The organism is Caproicibacterium lactatifermentans (genome assembly GCF_013315815.1).
Classification (GTDB): Bacteria; Bacillota; Clostridia; order Oscillospirales; family Acutalibacteraceae; genus Caproicibacterium; species Caproicibacterium lactatifermentans.
In genome coordinates this window covers 1,451,823-1,467,254 of record NZ_CP046051.1, presented here as the reverse complement: position 1 = coordinate 1,467,254, position 15,432 = coordinate 1,451,823, and the positions used below count along the sequence as shown (strand labels likewise).

Sequence of the window (15,432 nt, the reverse complement as noted above, 5' to 3'; positions counted from 1 at the left end):
AATTTATGGAGAAGAAAAATTTTTCTGAATATCCATGAAAAATTTCCAGAAAGAACGCTTTTGGGTAGGAAAGCTGGGTCACATGTGATATAATACAATTATTATTTTGAGAAGAAACACGGAGGTGTTTTTGCTTTATGTCTACTCAGGTAAGCAAGGATGTCTGCTGCCCGCAGTGTGGAAAGCCGGTACGCACAAAATTATGGACAGGCATCAGCGCAAATACAGAGCCGGTTTTGCGGCAGAAAGTTCTGGATGAAACGCTTTTTGACTGGCAGTGTCCGCACTGTGGCTATCAGGCAGAATTGGTCTATCCCTGTCTGTACCACGATAAAGAGAAAAAATTTATGGTGTATCTGGTGCCGGAGGGCAGTAAACAGGCTTTGCGGAAAGTTGAAGTAGACACGCGCTTCCCACAGCTTGCCGGGGTGCGGAAACGCGCGGTGACGTCCCCAATGGAGCTTAAGGAAAAAGTCCTGATTTTTGAGGCTGGGCTGGATGACGTTGGGGTGGAACTTGTCAAAGCCGGTCTTGCTGCAATTGTAGAGGAAAAACAGAATAAAACAGTGGAAATCGGCTGCTTCTGTTTTGCAAATCAGGAAAAGGACCGTATCGGGTTCCTGTTCTTTCTAGAGGGAGAAGAGAATCCCCTAAAAAAGGCAACCCGTTTTGCCACTTATCAGGAAGCGATGGAGATCAGCAAACAGTGCGGCGGCGAACTAGGCGACGACTTTGTTCGCGTGGACAGTCAGTTGGCGGCCCGTCTGCTGGAAAAATACCGGAGGCTATAACAGAGTTTGTCCTCTTAAAAATTTTTTAAAAACTATTGACAGATTTTTGAAGATGTGTATAATATAAAATAAAATTAATAATTTTCTTGCTAAACCGATGAAATGGAGATAAAAACGGCACAAGCGCGTACAGAGAGTCCGGGCAGATGAGAGCCGGACCGTGAGCGGGCTGTTAAATGGACCATTGAGGGCACAGCGAAAGGTGCTTCGCACTGAGTATCCTGTGACGCAGGGCCTGCGTAATGGGCTAGGGGTATGTTGGTACTCCGCAAAGGGTGCGGTTTTCATAACCGCAAAGCAAGGTGGCACCGCGAGCCGGATTTTTCAGGCCCGTCCTTGACAGACAGTATTCTGTTTGTCCTGGGCGGGCCTTTTTGTATGCCCCCCGGGAAAATCTATCGGGAGGGATCATCTATGATAAAACCAACCTTGGAAGAAGTCAAACGTTTTGCAGCACAGGGACAGTACCGGATTTTGCCGGTCAGCCGGGAAATTTATGCAGACATTAAAACACCGATCGAGGTACTGCGTATTCTGCAGGCGGAAAGCCACCACTGTTTCCTGTTGGAAAGTGCAGAGAGCAAACGGCATTGGGGCCGCTATACATTCCTCGGTTTTGACCCCAAACAGGAGATTACCTGTGCAGACGGAGAAATGTGTGTGCGGGGGGAAACAGAAGAGCACTTTCACACACAGGACCCGGGCGCTGTGCTGAAAAAGATTCTTGCAGCCAATAAAAGCCCGCGGTTTTCGGAACTGCCTCCCTTTACCGGTGGCTTAGTCGGTTATTTCTCCTATGACTATGTGAAATACAGTGAACCGGAACTGAAGCTGGATGCCGAAGATCAGGAAAATTTCAATGATGTGGACCTAATGCTCTTTGACCGTGTGATTGCATTTGACCATTTCCGCCAGAAAATTGTGCTGATTGCGAATATCCGCTTAGACGGGAATGTGGAAGCTGCCTATGCAGATGCACAGGAAGAATTAAAATACTTAGCCAACCTGATTCGGAACGGAACACCTGCGCAGCGGAAACCGGGCCGTATGACTTCTCCGGTGCGTCACCTTTTCACGAAAGAGGCATATTGCCAGATGGTGGAACGTGCAAAGCAGTATATTCGGGAAGGCGATATTTTTCAGGCTGTACTCAGCAACCGGCTGGATGCTGACTTTGAGGGCAGCCTGCTCAATACCTACCGGGTGCTGCGCACGTTGAACCCGTCTCCATACATGTTCTATTTCTCCAGTGATGACATTGAAATTGCGGGTGCTTCCCCAGAAACATTAGTAAAACTTGATAACGGCGTGCTGCAGACTTTTCCGCTGGCAGGTTCCCGGCCCCGCGGAGAAACAGAGGAACAGGACCGCCAGCTGGAACACGATTTACTGACGGATCCCAAAGAGCTTGCCGAACACAACATGTTGGTGGACCTCGGCCGCAATGATCTGGGCCGTATCAGCGAATTCGGTTCCGTAAAAGTAGAAAGGCATCTGCAGGTACTGCGGTTTTCCCACATCATGCACCTTGGTTCCACAGTCACCGGAACCATCAAGGACGGATTTACGGCACCGGATGTCATTGGCTCCGTCCTGCCGGCCGGGACCCTTTCCGGTGCGCCGAAGTTCCGTGCCTGCCAGATTATCAATGAACTGGAAAATAACCGGCGCGGGATTTACGGCGGCGCAATTGGCTATTTGGATTTTACCGGAAACTTGGATACCTGCATCGCCATCCGCATCGCGTTTAAAAAGAACGGAAAGGTCTTTGTCCGTTCTGGCGCAGGCATTGTGGCAGACAGCATTCCGGAGCAGGAATATCAAGAATGCATTAACAAAGCAAAGGCGGTTGTGGCTGCCCTGCAGGAAGCACAGGAGGAGATTGACGATGATTCTGCTGATTGATAATTATGACAGCTTTTCCTATAATCTTTACCAGATGATCGGTGCCATGGAGCCGAATATCCGGGTTGTGCGCAACAGCGAATTTCCAGTCAAGCAGCTGGCAGAGATGCAGCCGGATGCAGTGATTTTAAGTCCCGGCCCCGGTCGGCCGGAAAATGCAGGGGTGTGTGAAGAAGCGGTGCGCTTTTTCACCGGCAAAGTGCCGCTGCTGGGCGTGTGTCTTGGACACCAAGCAATCTGTCAGGCATTCGGAGGAAAAATCGGGTATGCGAAGCAGTTGATGCATGGCAAGCAGTCACAGGTGAAACTCAGCCAAGATTGTCCGCTGTTCTGCGGGCTGCCGGAAGTGATCGGTGCGGCGCGGTATCATTCCCTGTCCGTTCAGGAAGCAAACCTGCCGCCTGAACTGAAGGTTGCGGCACGCAGTTTGGATGACGGCGAAATCATGGCAGTGCAGTACCAGACCCAACCGGTATTCGGCCTGCAGTTTCACCCGGAGTCCATCCTGACACCGCAGGGGGAAAAAATCCTGCAGAACTTTTTAAAGCTTTGTCCCCAAAAATAAATTTTCATCTATCTAACCGAATCCGTGTTGAATGATTTTTATAGGAGGCTGCCGAAATGATTAAAGAAGCGATTGCACAGCTTGTTGAAAAAAAAGATCTTGACTACAAAACCGCCAATGAAGTCATGAACGAAATTATGAGCGGAAAAACGACACAGGCACAGATGGGGGCCTATCTGACTGCTCTGCGCATAAAAGGGGAGACGATTGAGGAGATTACCGCTTCTGCTGCGGGGATGCGTGCCCACTGCGTCAAATTGCTGCATGATATGGATGTGCTGGAAATCGTGGGAACCGGCGGGGACAACGCCAATTCTTTCAACATTTCGACTACATCCGCAATTGTGGCATCGGCGGCCGGTGTACCGGTAGCAAAACACGGCAATCGTGCCGCTTCCAGTAAATGCGGCGCTGCAGATGTGCTGGAAGCACTGGGCGTCAATATTACCCTGCCGCCGGAAAAAAGCACGGAATTGCTCAAAAAGATTAATTTGTGTTTCCTGTTTGCGCAGAATTATCATATTGCCATGAAATATGTTGCACCCGTCCGGAAAGAACTTGGAATCCGCACCGTGTTTAACATTCTCGGCCCACTTTCCAATCCGGCAGGCGCCAATATGGAGCTGATGGGTGTTTATGAGGAAGCGCTGGTGGAACCGCTGGCACGTGTGCTGACAAACCTCGGGGTTAAAAGCGGCATGGTCGTGTATGGGCAGGATCGGTTGGATGAAATTTCACTTTCTGCTCCCACTACCGTTTGTGAGCTGCAGGGGGGTCAGTATTGCTCCTATGTGATTCAGCCGGAAGATTTTGGCTTGACGCGCTGTCAGAAAGAAGACCTGGTCGGTGGTACACCGGAGCAGAATGCTGCTATTACCCGTGCAGTTCTGTCTGGTGAAAAAGGGCCAAAGCGAGATGCTGTGCTGCTGAATACCGCTGCTGCGCTGAAAATTGCGGGAAAAGTTTCCAGTATTGGCGGAGGTGTGCAGCTTGCTGCACAGACAATCGACAGCGGAGCGGCAAAAGCACAGTTGGAACAGTTTATCCGGCTTTCTAACGGAGAAAACGTATGATTTTGGATGATCTTGCCGCCGCCGCAAGAGAACGGGTGGCACAGCGGAAAACAAAGAAATCGTATGAATCTTTATTGGCAGAAGCGGAAGCGCTGCCGGCGGACCGGACATTCCCATTTGAGCGTGCACTGAAACAGCCGGGACTTTCTTTTATCTGTGAAGTGAAAAAAGCTTCCCCCAGCAAAGGGCTGATTATGCCGGATTTTCCGTATCTGCAGATTGCAAAAGATTATGAGGAAGCGGGTGCGGCTGCCATTTCTGTGCTGACAGAACCAAAGTGGTTTCTGGGAAGCGACCGGTATCTGCAGGAAATTGCACAAACGGTACAAATTCCTGTACTGCGCAAGGATTTTACGGTGGACCCGTACATGATCTGCGAAGCAAAGCTGCTGGGCGCATCGGCTGTGCTGCTGATTTGTGCCATCCTAACAGACCGGGAACTGCGGGACTATCGGGAGTTGGCACAGCGACTGGGCCTTTCCGCTTTAGTAGAAGCCCATACGGAAGAAGAAGTGCAGCGGGCACTGGCATCTGGTGCAAGGATTGTCGGTGTCAACAATCGGAATTTGAAAAATTTTACCATTGACCTTTCTGCAGGAGAACGGCTGCGCAGGCTGGTGCCGTCGGATGTGGCTTTTGTTTCAGAAAGCGGCGTGAAAGGGTCAAAAGAAATTGCCGACGTTTGCCGGATGCAGGCGGATGCTGTCTTAGTTGGGGAAGCGCTCATGCGTGCCCCGAACCGGAAACAGCGTCTGCGGGAACTGCGTGGGAAGGGGGGAGCCGAATGTGACGAAAATTAAAGTATGCGGTCTGACACGGATGCAGGATATTCAGGCTGTAAATGAGGCAGAACCGGACTATGTCGGGTTTGTATTTGCAGAAAGCCGCCGGAAAGTAACACCACGGCAGGCGGCAGAACTCCGTGCCGCACTTGCACCGGAAATTCTGCCGGTTGGTATCTTTGTCAATGCTGCAGTGGCAGAAATTTTGGCACTGCTGCAAAGCGGCACAATCACCATTGCCCAGCTGCATGGGCAGGAACCGGCAGAAAGCGTTCGGCAGATTCAGCAGGCCGGATTTCCAGTGATTCAGGCATTCCGCATACAAAGCGCGGCGGATATTGCCCGTGCGGAAGCCAGCCCGGCGGATTTTTTGCTGCTGGACAGCGGCGGCGGAACCGGAACGGCATTTGACTGGAGTTTGGTACCGCCGATTAACCGCCCGTGGTTCCTTGCAGGCGGGCTGACACCGGAAAATGTGCAGGAAGCGGTGCGGAAGCTGCATCCTTGGGGGATGGATGTTTCCAGCGGTGTCGAGACTGACGGAAAGAAAGACAGAAATAAGATCTTTACGATAATCAGGAGGATACGAAATGGCTAAAGGAAGATATGGCGAATTCGGTGGGCAGTATGTTCCGGAAACGCTGATGCATGAGCTGCACCGGCTGGAAGACGCCTACGAATATTATAAAAAAGACCCGCAGTTCAGGAAAGAACTGCATGACCTTTTCTGTAATTATGCAAACCGTCCGTCCCTGCTTTATTATGCAGAGAAAATGACAAAAGACCTCGGCGGTGCAAAAATTTACCTTAAGCGTGAGGACCTGAACCATACGGGTTCCCATAAAATCAATAACGTGCTTGGGCAGACGCTGCTTGCCAAAAAAATGGGCAAAACACGTATTATTGCAGAAACTGGCGCGGGCCAGCACGGTGTTGCGGCTGCAACCGGAGCGGCACTGCTTGACATGGAATGTGAAGTCTTTATGGGTGTGAAAGATACCGAACGGCAGGCGCTCAATGTTTACCGCATGGAGCTGCTGGGTGCCAAGGTACATCCGGTCACGACAGGAACAGGGACACTGAAGGATGCGGTCAATGAAGCCATGCGGAACTGGACCACCCGTGTGGACGACACCGCCTATGTAATAGGTTCGGTTATGGGGCCGCACCCCTATCCCATGATGGTGCGTGACTTTCAAAGTATCATCAGCAAAGAAGCAAGAGAACAGATCCTGAAGACAGAGGGCAAACTGCCGGATGCGGTGCTTGCCTGTGTCGGCGGCGGAAGCAATGCGATGGGGATGTTTTACAATTTTATACCCGATAAAGAAGTTAAACTCATTGGCTGCGAAGCGGCCGGTCGCGGTGTGAATACCGCGCAGACGGCAGCAACGATTGCCACCGGAAAATACGGCGTTTTTCATGGCATGAAGTCCTATTTCTGCCAGAACAAATATGGCCAGATTGCGCCGGTCTATTCGATTTCCGCCGGCTTGGATTATCCGGGAATCGGGCCGGAACATGCCTATCTTTACGAAACCGGTCGTGCGCAGTATGTGCCCATCACCGATGATGAAGCAGTGGACGCATTTGAGTACCTTGCCCGTACAGAAGGAATTATCTGTGCAATTGAGAGTGCACATGCAGTGGCCTATGCGAGAAAATTGGCCCCAACCATGCGGAAAGACCAAAGCATGATTATTTGTCTTTCCGGACGGGGCGACAAAGATGTGGCGGCAATGGCGCGTTACAGGGGGAGGAACGTTACAGAATGAACAGAATAGGAAAAGCATTTGAACATGGGAAAGCATTTATTGGGTTTCTCACAGCGGGGGATCCTTCCCTGGAAAAAACAGAAGAGTTTGCGCTGGAAATGGCCCGGGCCGGCTGTGATTTGATTGAAATCGGCATCCCGTTTTCCGACCCGATTGCAGAGGGGTCGGTTATTCAGGAGGCAGATTTGCGCTCACTTTCCGCCGGTACCACAACTGACGGGGTTTTTAAGATGGCTGCGGATCTGCGCAGTAAAACAGACGTTCCGCTGGTATTTATGACTTACTATAATCCGGTTTTCAGCTATGGCAACGAGAAATTTTTTGCCAACTGTCGGGAAAGCGGTATTGACGGAATTATTGTGCCGGATCTGCCCTTTGAAGAGAAAGGCGAAATTACAGAAGTTGCTGCAAAAAACGGCATTCAGGTCATTTCTATGATTGCGCCGACTTCTCAGGAACGAATCCGGATGATTGCTAAAGAATCGGAAGGATTTTTATATGTGGTGTCCTCTCTCGGTGTAACAGGTGTGCGGACAAAAATTGAGACAGACCTTAGTGCAATTCTGAAAATTGTGCGGGAAAGTACCGATACTCCTGCGGCGGTCGGTTTTGGTATCAGTACGCCGGAACAGGCGGAAAAAATCGGCAGGACTGCAGACGGCGTCATTGTGGGCAGCGCCATTGTGAAGCTGATTGCCAAATATGGGACGGATGCCGGAAAGTACGTTTATGATTATGTCAAGTCCATGAAAGATGCCCTGAAACGTATTTAGGCCTTCTCTTTGCAATAATATTGATACGCAGCGCCTATCTCTTTGATCCAGTCAGATCCAAGTTCCGTAGTTTCCTGAATATTCCCATCTCCATTAAATAGGTCGCCAAGTAATCGAAGCACATTTCGAGCAGATTCTTTCGAGGCGTATTTTTCAATAACCTGCTCGGCTTCTGCAACTGCCTGTTGAATCTCTGGCGAGCTCTTAGAATATCCTTCGGCATATAACTTTTTGATGTCAGAACAAGAATTGTTATAGTCGGGATCATTCAGGATCTTATTGATCATCTGCTCGCCGCGTTTAATAGTTTTCGGATCATCAAACTGCTTAAAATATGCTGCGTCCATGATGTCCTTCATTTTCATGAAATCTGGTGGGAGCAATCCGGTTTCATAAATGATTCTCGCCAGCTTGGTCAAGTGATCTAAACGAATGAGAAGATCATGGAGCATTTGATTGCGACTTCCTGCAGGACCATTCAGCAGCTTGCTAATGTCATCGTATGAGTAACCAAATTCTCTGTACCTTACAATTAACCATAGAGTGGTAATTGCTTCATCGTCATAGAAGCAATATTCCATGGTTCCATGCTGCTCCGTGCGAGAAGGGGAAATCAGTCCAGCTTGTTTAATCTTAAAAAGAACTTTTCTCTCTATATGAAGCTGCTTGGCGACTTCGGTTTCTCTGTAATCAGCCATTTGCTCACCTCCTTTCGTTGCTTGATGAGGCAAGTAAAACACTGCGACGACGTCGCAGTCAATGGCTTTTGTAAAAAAGTGAAGAAGGAAATTATGTTATTTCTCCATCCTCCATCTCCTGAAACTCCACATAGAGTCTTGCTGATTTCTTCTCCTCGACCGTAACCGGGTGCTTGCTGTCTCCGGCAGCGGAGTACTGGAAGAATCCGTCCTTCGAGGTGGTCGAGCCGTTTTTCAGGCACTGCCGGGTTGAGGCGAGAAGATCCAGTTCATCACCGGCGTTCGTTGATTCCGTGAACGTTGCCTTGTGCGCTCCGGCGCCGAGGGCGAGAGAAACGCTGCCTGCTTTCATGTTCTGGTTCGGATAGATCTTCCAGTCGAGACCGGTCGATGTTTTTCCGAGATTGAAGATAATGCAGGTCGCACTGCCGCGGACGACGCCGTTGAAGAACCGTTTTCCAGATACGGCGTACTCGTCGCCGGTCGCGTATTTCTTCTGCACAGTCTCTGTGTTGATGACATACCCGGAGAGCATCGCGCCTTCCTGCAGCATGAGATCGGTGAACCAGATGGTGCCGGTGCAGTCCGTGACGATTGGCTTTACGGATACGCTCACGATGCGTTTCTTTTCCTTTTTGTCGATTGTCTCTGTAAATCGTGTGAATATCGGCATAATCAGTCACCGTCCTGCGTCCATTGAATCTCGGAAACGTGTCCCACCCAGCCGGTCGCGATGGAGCCGCCTAGCAGGAACATGTCCGTGATGTAGATTGTGCCGGTGCAGTCGGTCACGCAGACGCGGATGCGGATTTTCTTCACGCGCCCGTTCTGAGGGCTGACCGCCTGTCCGACATGAGTAAATGATGCCACCTGCGCACCTCCTTAAATCAGGTCGATAAAACGTGTCTCCGTGGTCCCGTCTTCGTACTCGAACGTGACCTCGACGCCGACCTGCCCATTGTCTCCCATCTTCAAGTCTTCCGAAGCTATCTGGCAGGAGAAGGTGTAGCTGTCGCGATTTGCTGGAGTGACGGTCTGCGTCAGGCTCTTTGTCGTGTTCAGTGCTCCTTCGCATTTGAAGGAGGCTGTGCCGGACACGCCGTTCTCGGCATCCACCTCGAAGCCGGAGTTCTCCCAGTAGTTGAGACCGGAATCTGCTCTCGAATTCCTGAGATGGTTGAACGGCACAAGGTCCTTCATTTCCTGACTGTCCACCAGATCCGCACCGGAAAGCATGTCTGCGGCGGCGTCCCACTGCGAGGAGGAATCGCCGAGTTCACGGAGCGTTGTAGACAGTTCGAGAACCGTGTTCCATGGCTCCATCAGGTTGTATTCGCGGCGCACGATTCTGGTTTTGACGCTGATATTCAGCTCGTCGTCCCTGACCGTCACGATGTCGCCGAGCTTCCACGACTCATGCTCATAGCCAGTGAGAACCGACAGATCCATCGCGTTGAGAACATACGAGATCCTCGGCGCGGCGTAATCCGCAAGCCGCATCTCCGCGTATTCGAGCATCTGATACGGATTCGTGAAGTTGGAGCAGTCGAGCGTCGATACACGGATTTCATTGGTGTGGGTCGTGTCCTCCACATATTCCTTGCCGTCGTTGATGGACGCGAACGTCATGCCGTCCTTGCCGTAGGCATAGAGCCGGGTGATGAGGCTCTGCGTATCGATGACGCGCTTGATGGACTTCATGTTCTTCTTGTAGCAGAACAGCGCGCCGGAATCCGTGCCGCTGAAGGTCAGCAGGCTCACGGTCTTGTTCGCGTTGTCGAAGATCAGGTCTCCGCCGTGCAGATCCTGCACCTTGCGCAGAATCGCGAGCGCGTTTTTCTCCTGACAGGTCCAGGTGCGTTTCGTGCGCTTGTTGACGGTTCCGACTGTCCATCCGGTGTCCTGCAGCGCGTACGCCATCGGCACGTCCGCGGTGTCGGCATTGAAGGTGATCTCTGCTTTCTTCGTCGAGAATCCAAGGTCGTAGAAAGCGGCCTCGGCGTAAACTGAGGTGATAGCGGTTCCTTGCTCGTTCTTCTCGTCGGTGATTGTCCTAATCCTATAGGAATCATCCCCGACCTTGACCTGCTTCTCGTTCTCCAGATATTTGCGTTTCTCGTCCCGGAAGGGCAGGTTGAATTCCAAGGTGTCGATGCCGTTGATCTCGCCGGTGATAATGACGTCGTAGGCGTTTTCGAGCACAGCTTCCTGTTCGCCATTCAGATCGAGAACGGCCAGTAATTTCTTTTCAGCAGCCACGCGATCACCTCCATCTGCTGCGAGCCTGAATGGTCAGTTTCTTGAACGCCGACTCGCCGGGCGTCGAAAGCGCAATTCTTCTTACCGTCGGCGTTACCGATGAATCCGTTGTAGCAAGCGTTAGTCTGAATTTGATGTACTTTGCGGAATCCGACTGCACGGTGTTGTCCGCGCCGGGAGTCGCCCAGTCGCTCCACGTCGAGAGATCGTCTGAGGTAGAAGTCTCTATTGCCACAGCCGTTCCGGTCGGCGTATCAGCAGTCAGGGAGACATAGCACTTTCCGGTTATCCCGTATTCCACAGCGGCGGTTGTGAGGTAGCTGCTCGAAGCATAGGTCCCGCTTGTCGCCTTGAGCGTGACGGCGTTCTCAGTCGTCAGCCCGTCCACATCCGCGGTTGAATCCGCCGCGTTGCAGGTGAGAGATTCCTGGAACCAGAGTGCGATATCGTCCGCAGTCAGACTGGAATTGCAGTTCAGGAACCAGTCGTCGAAGTTGCCCGCGTACCAGTAGGATTCCGCGTGCATGCCCCAGATGAGGTCGGCTGTGCAGGAGCGGTTGAGCTCGCCAGTGAAGCTGACGGAATCCGATATCCAGACTTCGCCGGAGGATCTCGCACCAAGCACATACTGCGCCGTATGGTCGTCCGGCTTGATAACAGCCGCAATGAAGTACCACAGCCCGTTTGTCAGCGTGAAGCTCGGCGTGAAATCCTGGTCGAGGATCAGCGTGCCGGACGAGTTGTACAGCATCAGGCGCGGCTTCCCGGAATGGAGCGACAGGTAGAATATCGGGTTGCCGGTTCCCTGCCGGGTGTTGAGCAGCGGGCAGAAGGTGTTCCCGACCGAGTAGGTTGTCGGCATGAACCATCCGCCGACCGCGATTGTCTTTCCGATATTCGAGAACATCGTGCCGTCGTTGCTGACTTTGAGGTACGTCTGCTCGGTCGACGGGTTGTTGATGTTCATACGGAAGGAACGTCCGAGGTGTCCTGCCTGCAGGGACGCGGTGGTGCCGCTCCATTTATTGATATATGCGTTTCTGCCTTTGCCAGAACTGTCCGCGAGATTTGTGTCAGCGTCCGGCGCGGATTCGTTGAACCGCCACAGACCGTCCGTTCCCCATGATGCGGGAACCTGCCCGGTGAACTCGTCCTGTGTGTTGAGCGTCTGAACCGTCGTTTCCGTTGTGCTGTCGGCTTCTATCGTGATGGTGTTTGCGCCGACCTTGAGCGACGGGAAGTCGAGGCTTTCCAGCAGCGGCAGGCCGTTGCGCAGCGTGTTGCCGTCCGCGTCCGTGACCTTAGCCGTCATGAGCGAGGAGTCGATGACGAGCACTTCATCCTCGGTAAGAACGCCGTCGATTTTCAGGCTGCTCCCGTTGGTGGTGATGACCGCGTTCTTGCCCTTGGCGAGATCCGCCACAAGCGAATAGACCGGCAGGGAGTCTGCGTTGCCGAGCGTCCGGTTCAGTGAGAATGTTCCTGCCTCGGTTATCTCGAACGTCTCGTCCTTCTCCGCGTAGGCGTAGGGATCTGGGCAGAGGAACGTCAGGTCAAAGGTGCAGGAGTTCCGCACGACCTTGTCGAAGGAGAACCCGCTCTCGAGCCTTGCCCGGTAGACGCGGTTCGGCTCCTTGTCGAGAACCAGATCGCACAGCCCGATGTCCGGGTTCAGCCACGCGATGATCTCGTCCTTGCGCGTGAGAAAGTCGGCGTCGCTTTTGCCGGGAGGGATGAAGCAGGATATCTCGATCTTGCGCTCGCCGATAGTTTCCCCGAAGTCAAACACGCCCTCGCGTCCGGGAACGGTGATCGTGTTGTTGGTGAAGTCCGGCATGCGGTTTTCTTTTGTCATTCGGGTAGCCAGGCCAAAACTCTGACTTGTTCTGCCATTGAATTTGAATCCCATTAGATCACCGATCCTTTCGCGCGTCTGCTTCCGACAAGCAGAGTGTTGAGCTGCTGAGAAATCTTGCGGATGTCGTCGTCGCTTCGGACGCTCATGTTTTCGATGTTGATGAGCGGGCCGGAGTTCCCGGCGGTCTCGCTGACGGCGTCCCGGATCATGTTTTTGAGACTGTTCACGCCGACCACTGCTTCATCGCCCGCTTCTCCGCCACCGAGGAGCGTATTGCCGGACTGTCCGAAGATGGTCGCGTCCTTCAGGATCATGCCGCCGTCCATCGCCTTCTTGTACCAGGAGACGCTGAAATGCGGAATGCTCGGCGGGTTCAGGCTGAAAGAGCCGGAAACCGAGAAATGCGGGAGTTTGATTTTCGGCAGGCTCCACTTGAAGTTGAACACGCCTTTCAGCTTGTTCACAATGCCGGAGACGAAGCTCCAGATGTTGTTGAACACCGATGTGAAGGTGCTCTTGATGCCGTTCAGGATGCCGCTGATCGTGCTCTTGATCGTGTTGAAAGCAGAGGTGATCCCGGACTTCATCGTGTTCACGACGCTCATCACGGCAGACTTGATGCCGTTCCAGACCGAGGTCGCGACGGATTTTATCCCGTTGAACACGGTCGAGGTGACGGTCTTTATTCCGTTCCACGCGGTTGTGACGGCGGTCTTGATGCCATTCACCACAGTCGTAATCGCGGTTTTAATGGCGTTCCATACGGTGGTGACGACAGTCTGAATGGCGGTGCAGACCGTCGAAATCACAGTCTTTATCGCGTTCCATATCGTGGCCACCACGGTCTGAATTGCTGTGAGAACCGTCGTGATGACCGTCTTGTAGATATTGAAGTAGGTCGTAACGACCGTCTGTATCGCTGTAAAAATCGTGGTGAAGAATGTCTTGATGCCATTCCACACAGTCTGAATCACCGTGCTTATCGCATTCATCACAGTTGTGACGACAGATTGGATTCCGTTCCACGCGCCGGACAGGAAGCTTCTGATGCCGTTCACCGCAGAAGTGAATACGCCGGAAATCGCGCTCCAGATGGTCACGAAGAAGTCCTTGATCGCCGTCCAGACGGTTACCGCGACTTCCTTGATGTTGTCCCACAGGTTGATCCAGAAATTGCGGAAGCTCTCGCAGTTGTTCCACAGATAGATGAACGCCGCGACAAGCAGTCCGATTGCCGTGATAATCAGTCCTATCGGGTTCGCCGCCATTGTGGCGTTGAGCGCAGTCATGCCGGTTTTCACGACATTTATCGCCGAGACTATTTTCGGAGCAAGTGTCATCAGGGCTCCGACACCGGTCGCCATCTTGCCGACGACAATCAGCACGGGACCGATGGCAGCGACGATTGCCGTGATGGTCAGGATCATTTTCTGCGTCGCCGGGTCCATGTCCATGATGGCGTTCATCACGTCGATGATCTTCTCCATCAGACTCTGGAAGGCGGGAGCGACCGCCTGTCCGATGGTGACGGTCAGCACGTCAAAGGTGGATTTAAGCTGCTCGATCGTGCCGCCGGTCCCCGACATCAGGGCGTTCGACATGTTCTCTGCCGAGCCGCCGCAGTCGTCGAGCGCGTCACGGAGAGAAGAAACTTCCGACGGCGAGGTCTGGATCAGCGTCAGCCACTTGGACATCTGGTTCTTGCCGAAGATGTTGGCCGCGGCCTCGAGCTTCTCCTGATCGGTCAGCCCGGAGAACGCGGAGTTGAGGTTCGCCAGCACGGTCGGCATATCCTTCAAGGTGCCGTTCTCGTTGAAAATGGCGTAGGTCTGCCCGGTGGAAAGTCCGAGCTGATCCATCGCCGTCGCGCCTTCCTTGGCCGGAGAAGCGAGACGAGCGAGTCCGGTTTTCAGAGCGTTCGCGCCTTCACTTCCGGAAATGCCTGCGTTGCCGAACACGTCCGTAATCGTCGCGAGATCTTTGACGTCCCATCCAACGGTTTTGCAGATAGGGCCTGCGACGGACATCGCCTCGAACAGCTCCGAGGTCGTTGTGTTCGCCTGCGCCTGTGCCTTGGCGAGAACGTCGGCGTAGTTTGCCGCTTCAGAGGAGTCCGCGCCGAACATCTTCATGGCGTTGCCAAGTCCAGAGGTGGTCTCGGAAAGATCTGTGCCGGTACCGGCGGCGAGGTTCATCGCCGGAGTCAGCATGTCCGTGGCTTCCTTGGCGGTGAAGCCCTGACGCGCGAAGTTCAGCGTTGCGTCGGCTGCGTCCTGCATGCCGTAGACAGAGTTCTTCGCGGACGTTCCGATCTGGTCCCACAAGCCCTCGAAGTCCTCGGCGGAGTTCGCCGTGTCGCCCATCGTCTGCTTGACGAGGTTGAACTGCTTGTCCACATCGCCATAGGCTGTTACGGCGGCGGTTGCTCCTGCTACGACGGGCGCAGTGAAGCCCATCGTCATTTTCGTTCCGGCGCTCGAAAGGCTCTCGCCGACGGACTTGACCTTCTCACCGGCTGCCGCGATTTTCTGCGCGGAGACGGAGCCGAAGTTCTCATATTCCTTGGTCAGGCTTTTGAGATCCTGCTCGGTTTCGACGATTTCTCGCTGAAGCGCGTCATACTGGCTTTGCGACATGTCGCCGTTCGCGAGTGCCTGATCTGCCTGCTTTGCCGCTTCCTTGAGTGCTTCGAGACGCTCCTTGGTGGCGGCGATTTCCGTCTGGAGTCCTTTCTGCTTCTGGGAGAGGAGTTCCGTGTTGCCGGGATCGAGCTTCAGGAGCTTGTTCACGTCCCGCAGGCTTTTTTGCGTATTCGATATCTGTTTGTCGACCGATTTCAGCGATTCGGTCAGTTTGGTGGTGTCGCCGCCGATCTCGACGGTGATGCCCTTGATTCTGTTCGCCATGCGGATACACCTCCCTTCAAGGCTTTACATAGAATTAGCTGAACTTA

The 15,432-nt window shown here is 53.0% G+C and carries 14 protein-coding genes; 8 read left to right on the top strand and 6 right to left on the bottom strand.

The window, feature by feature from the left end:
• Window positions 1-137 precede the first annotated feature (137 nt).
• From GJQ69_RS07185 to trpA, 8 genes are all read left to right on the top strand, one after another.
• Window positions 138-791: a CpXC domain-containing protein gene (locus tag GJQ69_RS07185; RefSeq protein WP_174193389.1), complete on the top strand. Its 654-nt coding sequence runs from the start codon at window positions 138-140 to the stop codon at window positions 789-791.
• Between the two features lie 414 nt (window positions 792-1,205).
• Window positions 1,206-2,696, top strand: coding sequence for an anthranilate synthase component I (gene trpE, locus GJQ69_RS07180; RefSeq protein ID WP_174193387.1), 1,491 nt, complete (start codon window positions 1,206-1,208; stop codon window positions 2,694-2,696).
• On the top strand, window positions 2,680-3,261 hold the full coding sequence (locus GJQ69_RS07175; RefSeq protein ID WP_174193385.1) for an anthranilate synthase component II: 582 nt from the start codon (window positions 2,680-2,682) through the stop codon (window positions 3,259-3,261). Before trpE ends, GJQ69_RS07175 begins: the two co-directional genes overlap by 17 nt.
• Window positions 3,262-3,317: 56 nt before the next feature.
• Window positions 3,318-4,334, top strand: a complete 1,017-nt coding sequence (trpD, locus tag GJQ69_RS07170) for an anthranilate phosphoribosyltransferase (RefSeq protein ID WP_174193383.1) — start codon at window positions 3,318-3,320, stop codon at window positions 4,332-4,334.
• Complete coding sequence (trpC, locus tag GJQ69_RS07165) at window positions 4,331-5,134, top strand: indole-3-glycerol phosphate synthase TrpC (RefSeq protein ID WP_174193381.1); 804 nt, start codon at window positions 4,331-4,333, stop codon at window positions 5,132-5,134. Before trpD ends, trpC begins: the two co-directional genes overlap by 4 nt.
• On the top strand, window positions 5,121-5,714 hold the full coding sequence (locus GJQ69_RS07160; protein WP_174193379.1) for a phosphoribosylanthranilate isomerase: 594 nt from the start codon (window positions 5,121-5,123) through the stop codon (window positions 5,712-5,714). Before trpC ends, GJQ69_RS07160 begins: the two co-directional genes overlap by 14 nt.
• The gene (trpB, locus tag GJQ69_RS07155) at window positions 5,707-6,891 is read left to right on the top strand and encodes a tryptophan synthase subunit beta (protein ID WP_174193377.1); all 1,185 of its coding nucleotides are present in this window, start codon (window positions 5,707-5,709) and stop codon (window positions 6,889-6,891) included. Before GJQ69_RS07160 ends, trpB begins: the two co-directional genes overlap by 8 nt.
• Window positions 6,888-7,664, top strand: a complete 777-nt coding sequence (gene trpA / locus GJQ69_RS07150) for a tryptophan synthase subunit alpha (protein WP_174193375.1) — start codon at window positions 6,888-6,890, stop codon at window positions 7,662-7,664. The genes trpB and trpA overlap by 4 nt, the downstream gene beginning before the upstream one ends.
• Here trpA and GJQ69_RS07145 read toward each other — a convergent pair.
• The 6 genes from GJQ69_RS07145 to GJQ69_RS07120 all read right to left on the bottom strand — a co-directional run bounded on the left by GJQ69_RS07145 (window position 7,661) and on the right by GJQ69_RS07120 (window position 15,385).
• A complete protein-coding gene (locus tag GJQ69_RS07145; RefSeq protein WP_174193373.1) occupies window positions 7,661-8,362 on the bottom strand; it encodes a MerR family transcriptional regulator in 702 nt (233 codons plus the stop codon). The two genes, trpA and GJQ69_RS07145, sit on opposite strands and share 4 nt — an antisense overlap.
• Before the next feature lie 91 nt (window positions 8,363-8,453).
• Entirely contained in the window at window positions 8,454-9,035 is a 582-nt protein-coding gene (locus tag GJQ69_RS07140) for a hypothetical protein (RefSeq protein WP_174193371.1), read from the bottom strand.
• Between the two features lie 2 nt (window positions 9,036-9,037).
• Entirely contained in the window at window positions 9,038-9,232 is a 195-nt protein-coding gene (locus tag GJQ69_RS07135) for a hypothetical protein (RefSeq protein WP_174193369.1), read from the bottom strand.
• Window positions 9,233-9,244: 12 nt separating this feature from the next.
• Window positions 9,245-10,621, bottom strand: a complete 1,377-nt coding sequence (locus GJQ69_RS09960; protein ID WP_174192566.1) for a phage tail spike protein — start codon at window positions 10,619-10,621, stop codon at window positions 9,245-9,247.
• A gap of 4 nt (window positions 10,622-10,625) precedes the next feature.
• On the bottom strand, window positions 10,626-12,530 hold the full coding sequence (locus GJQ69_RS09955; protein WP_476695778.1) for a distal tail protein Dit: 1,905 nt from the start codon (window positions 12,528-12,530) through the stop codon (window positions 10,626-10,628).
• Window positions 12,530-15,385, bottom strand: a complete 2,856-nt coding sequence (locus GJQ69_RS07120) for a phage tail tape measure protein (RefSeq protein WP_086035471.1) — start codon at window positions 15,383-15,385, stop codon at window positions 12,530-12,532. Before GJQ69_RS07120 ends, GJQ69_RS09955 begins: the two co-directional genes overlap by 1 nt.
• Window positions 15,386-15,432: the final 47 nt, after the last annotated feature.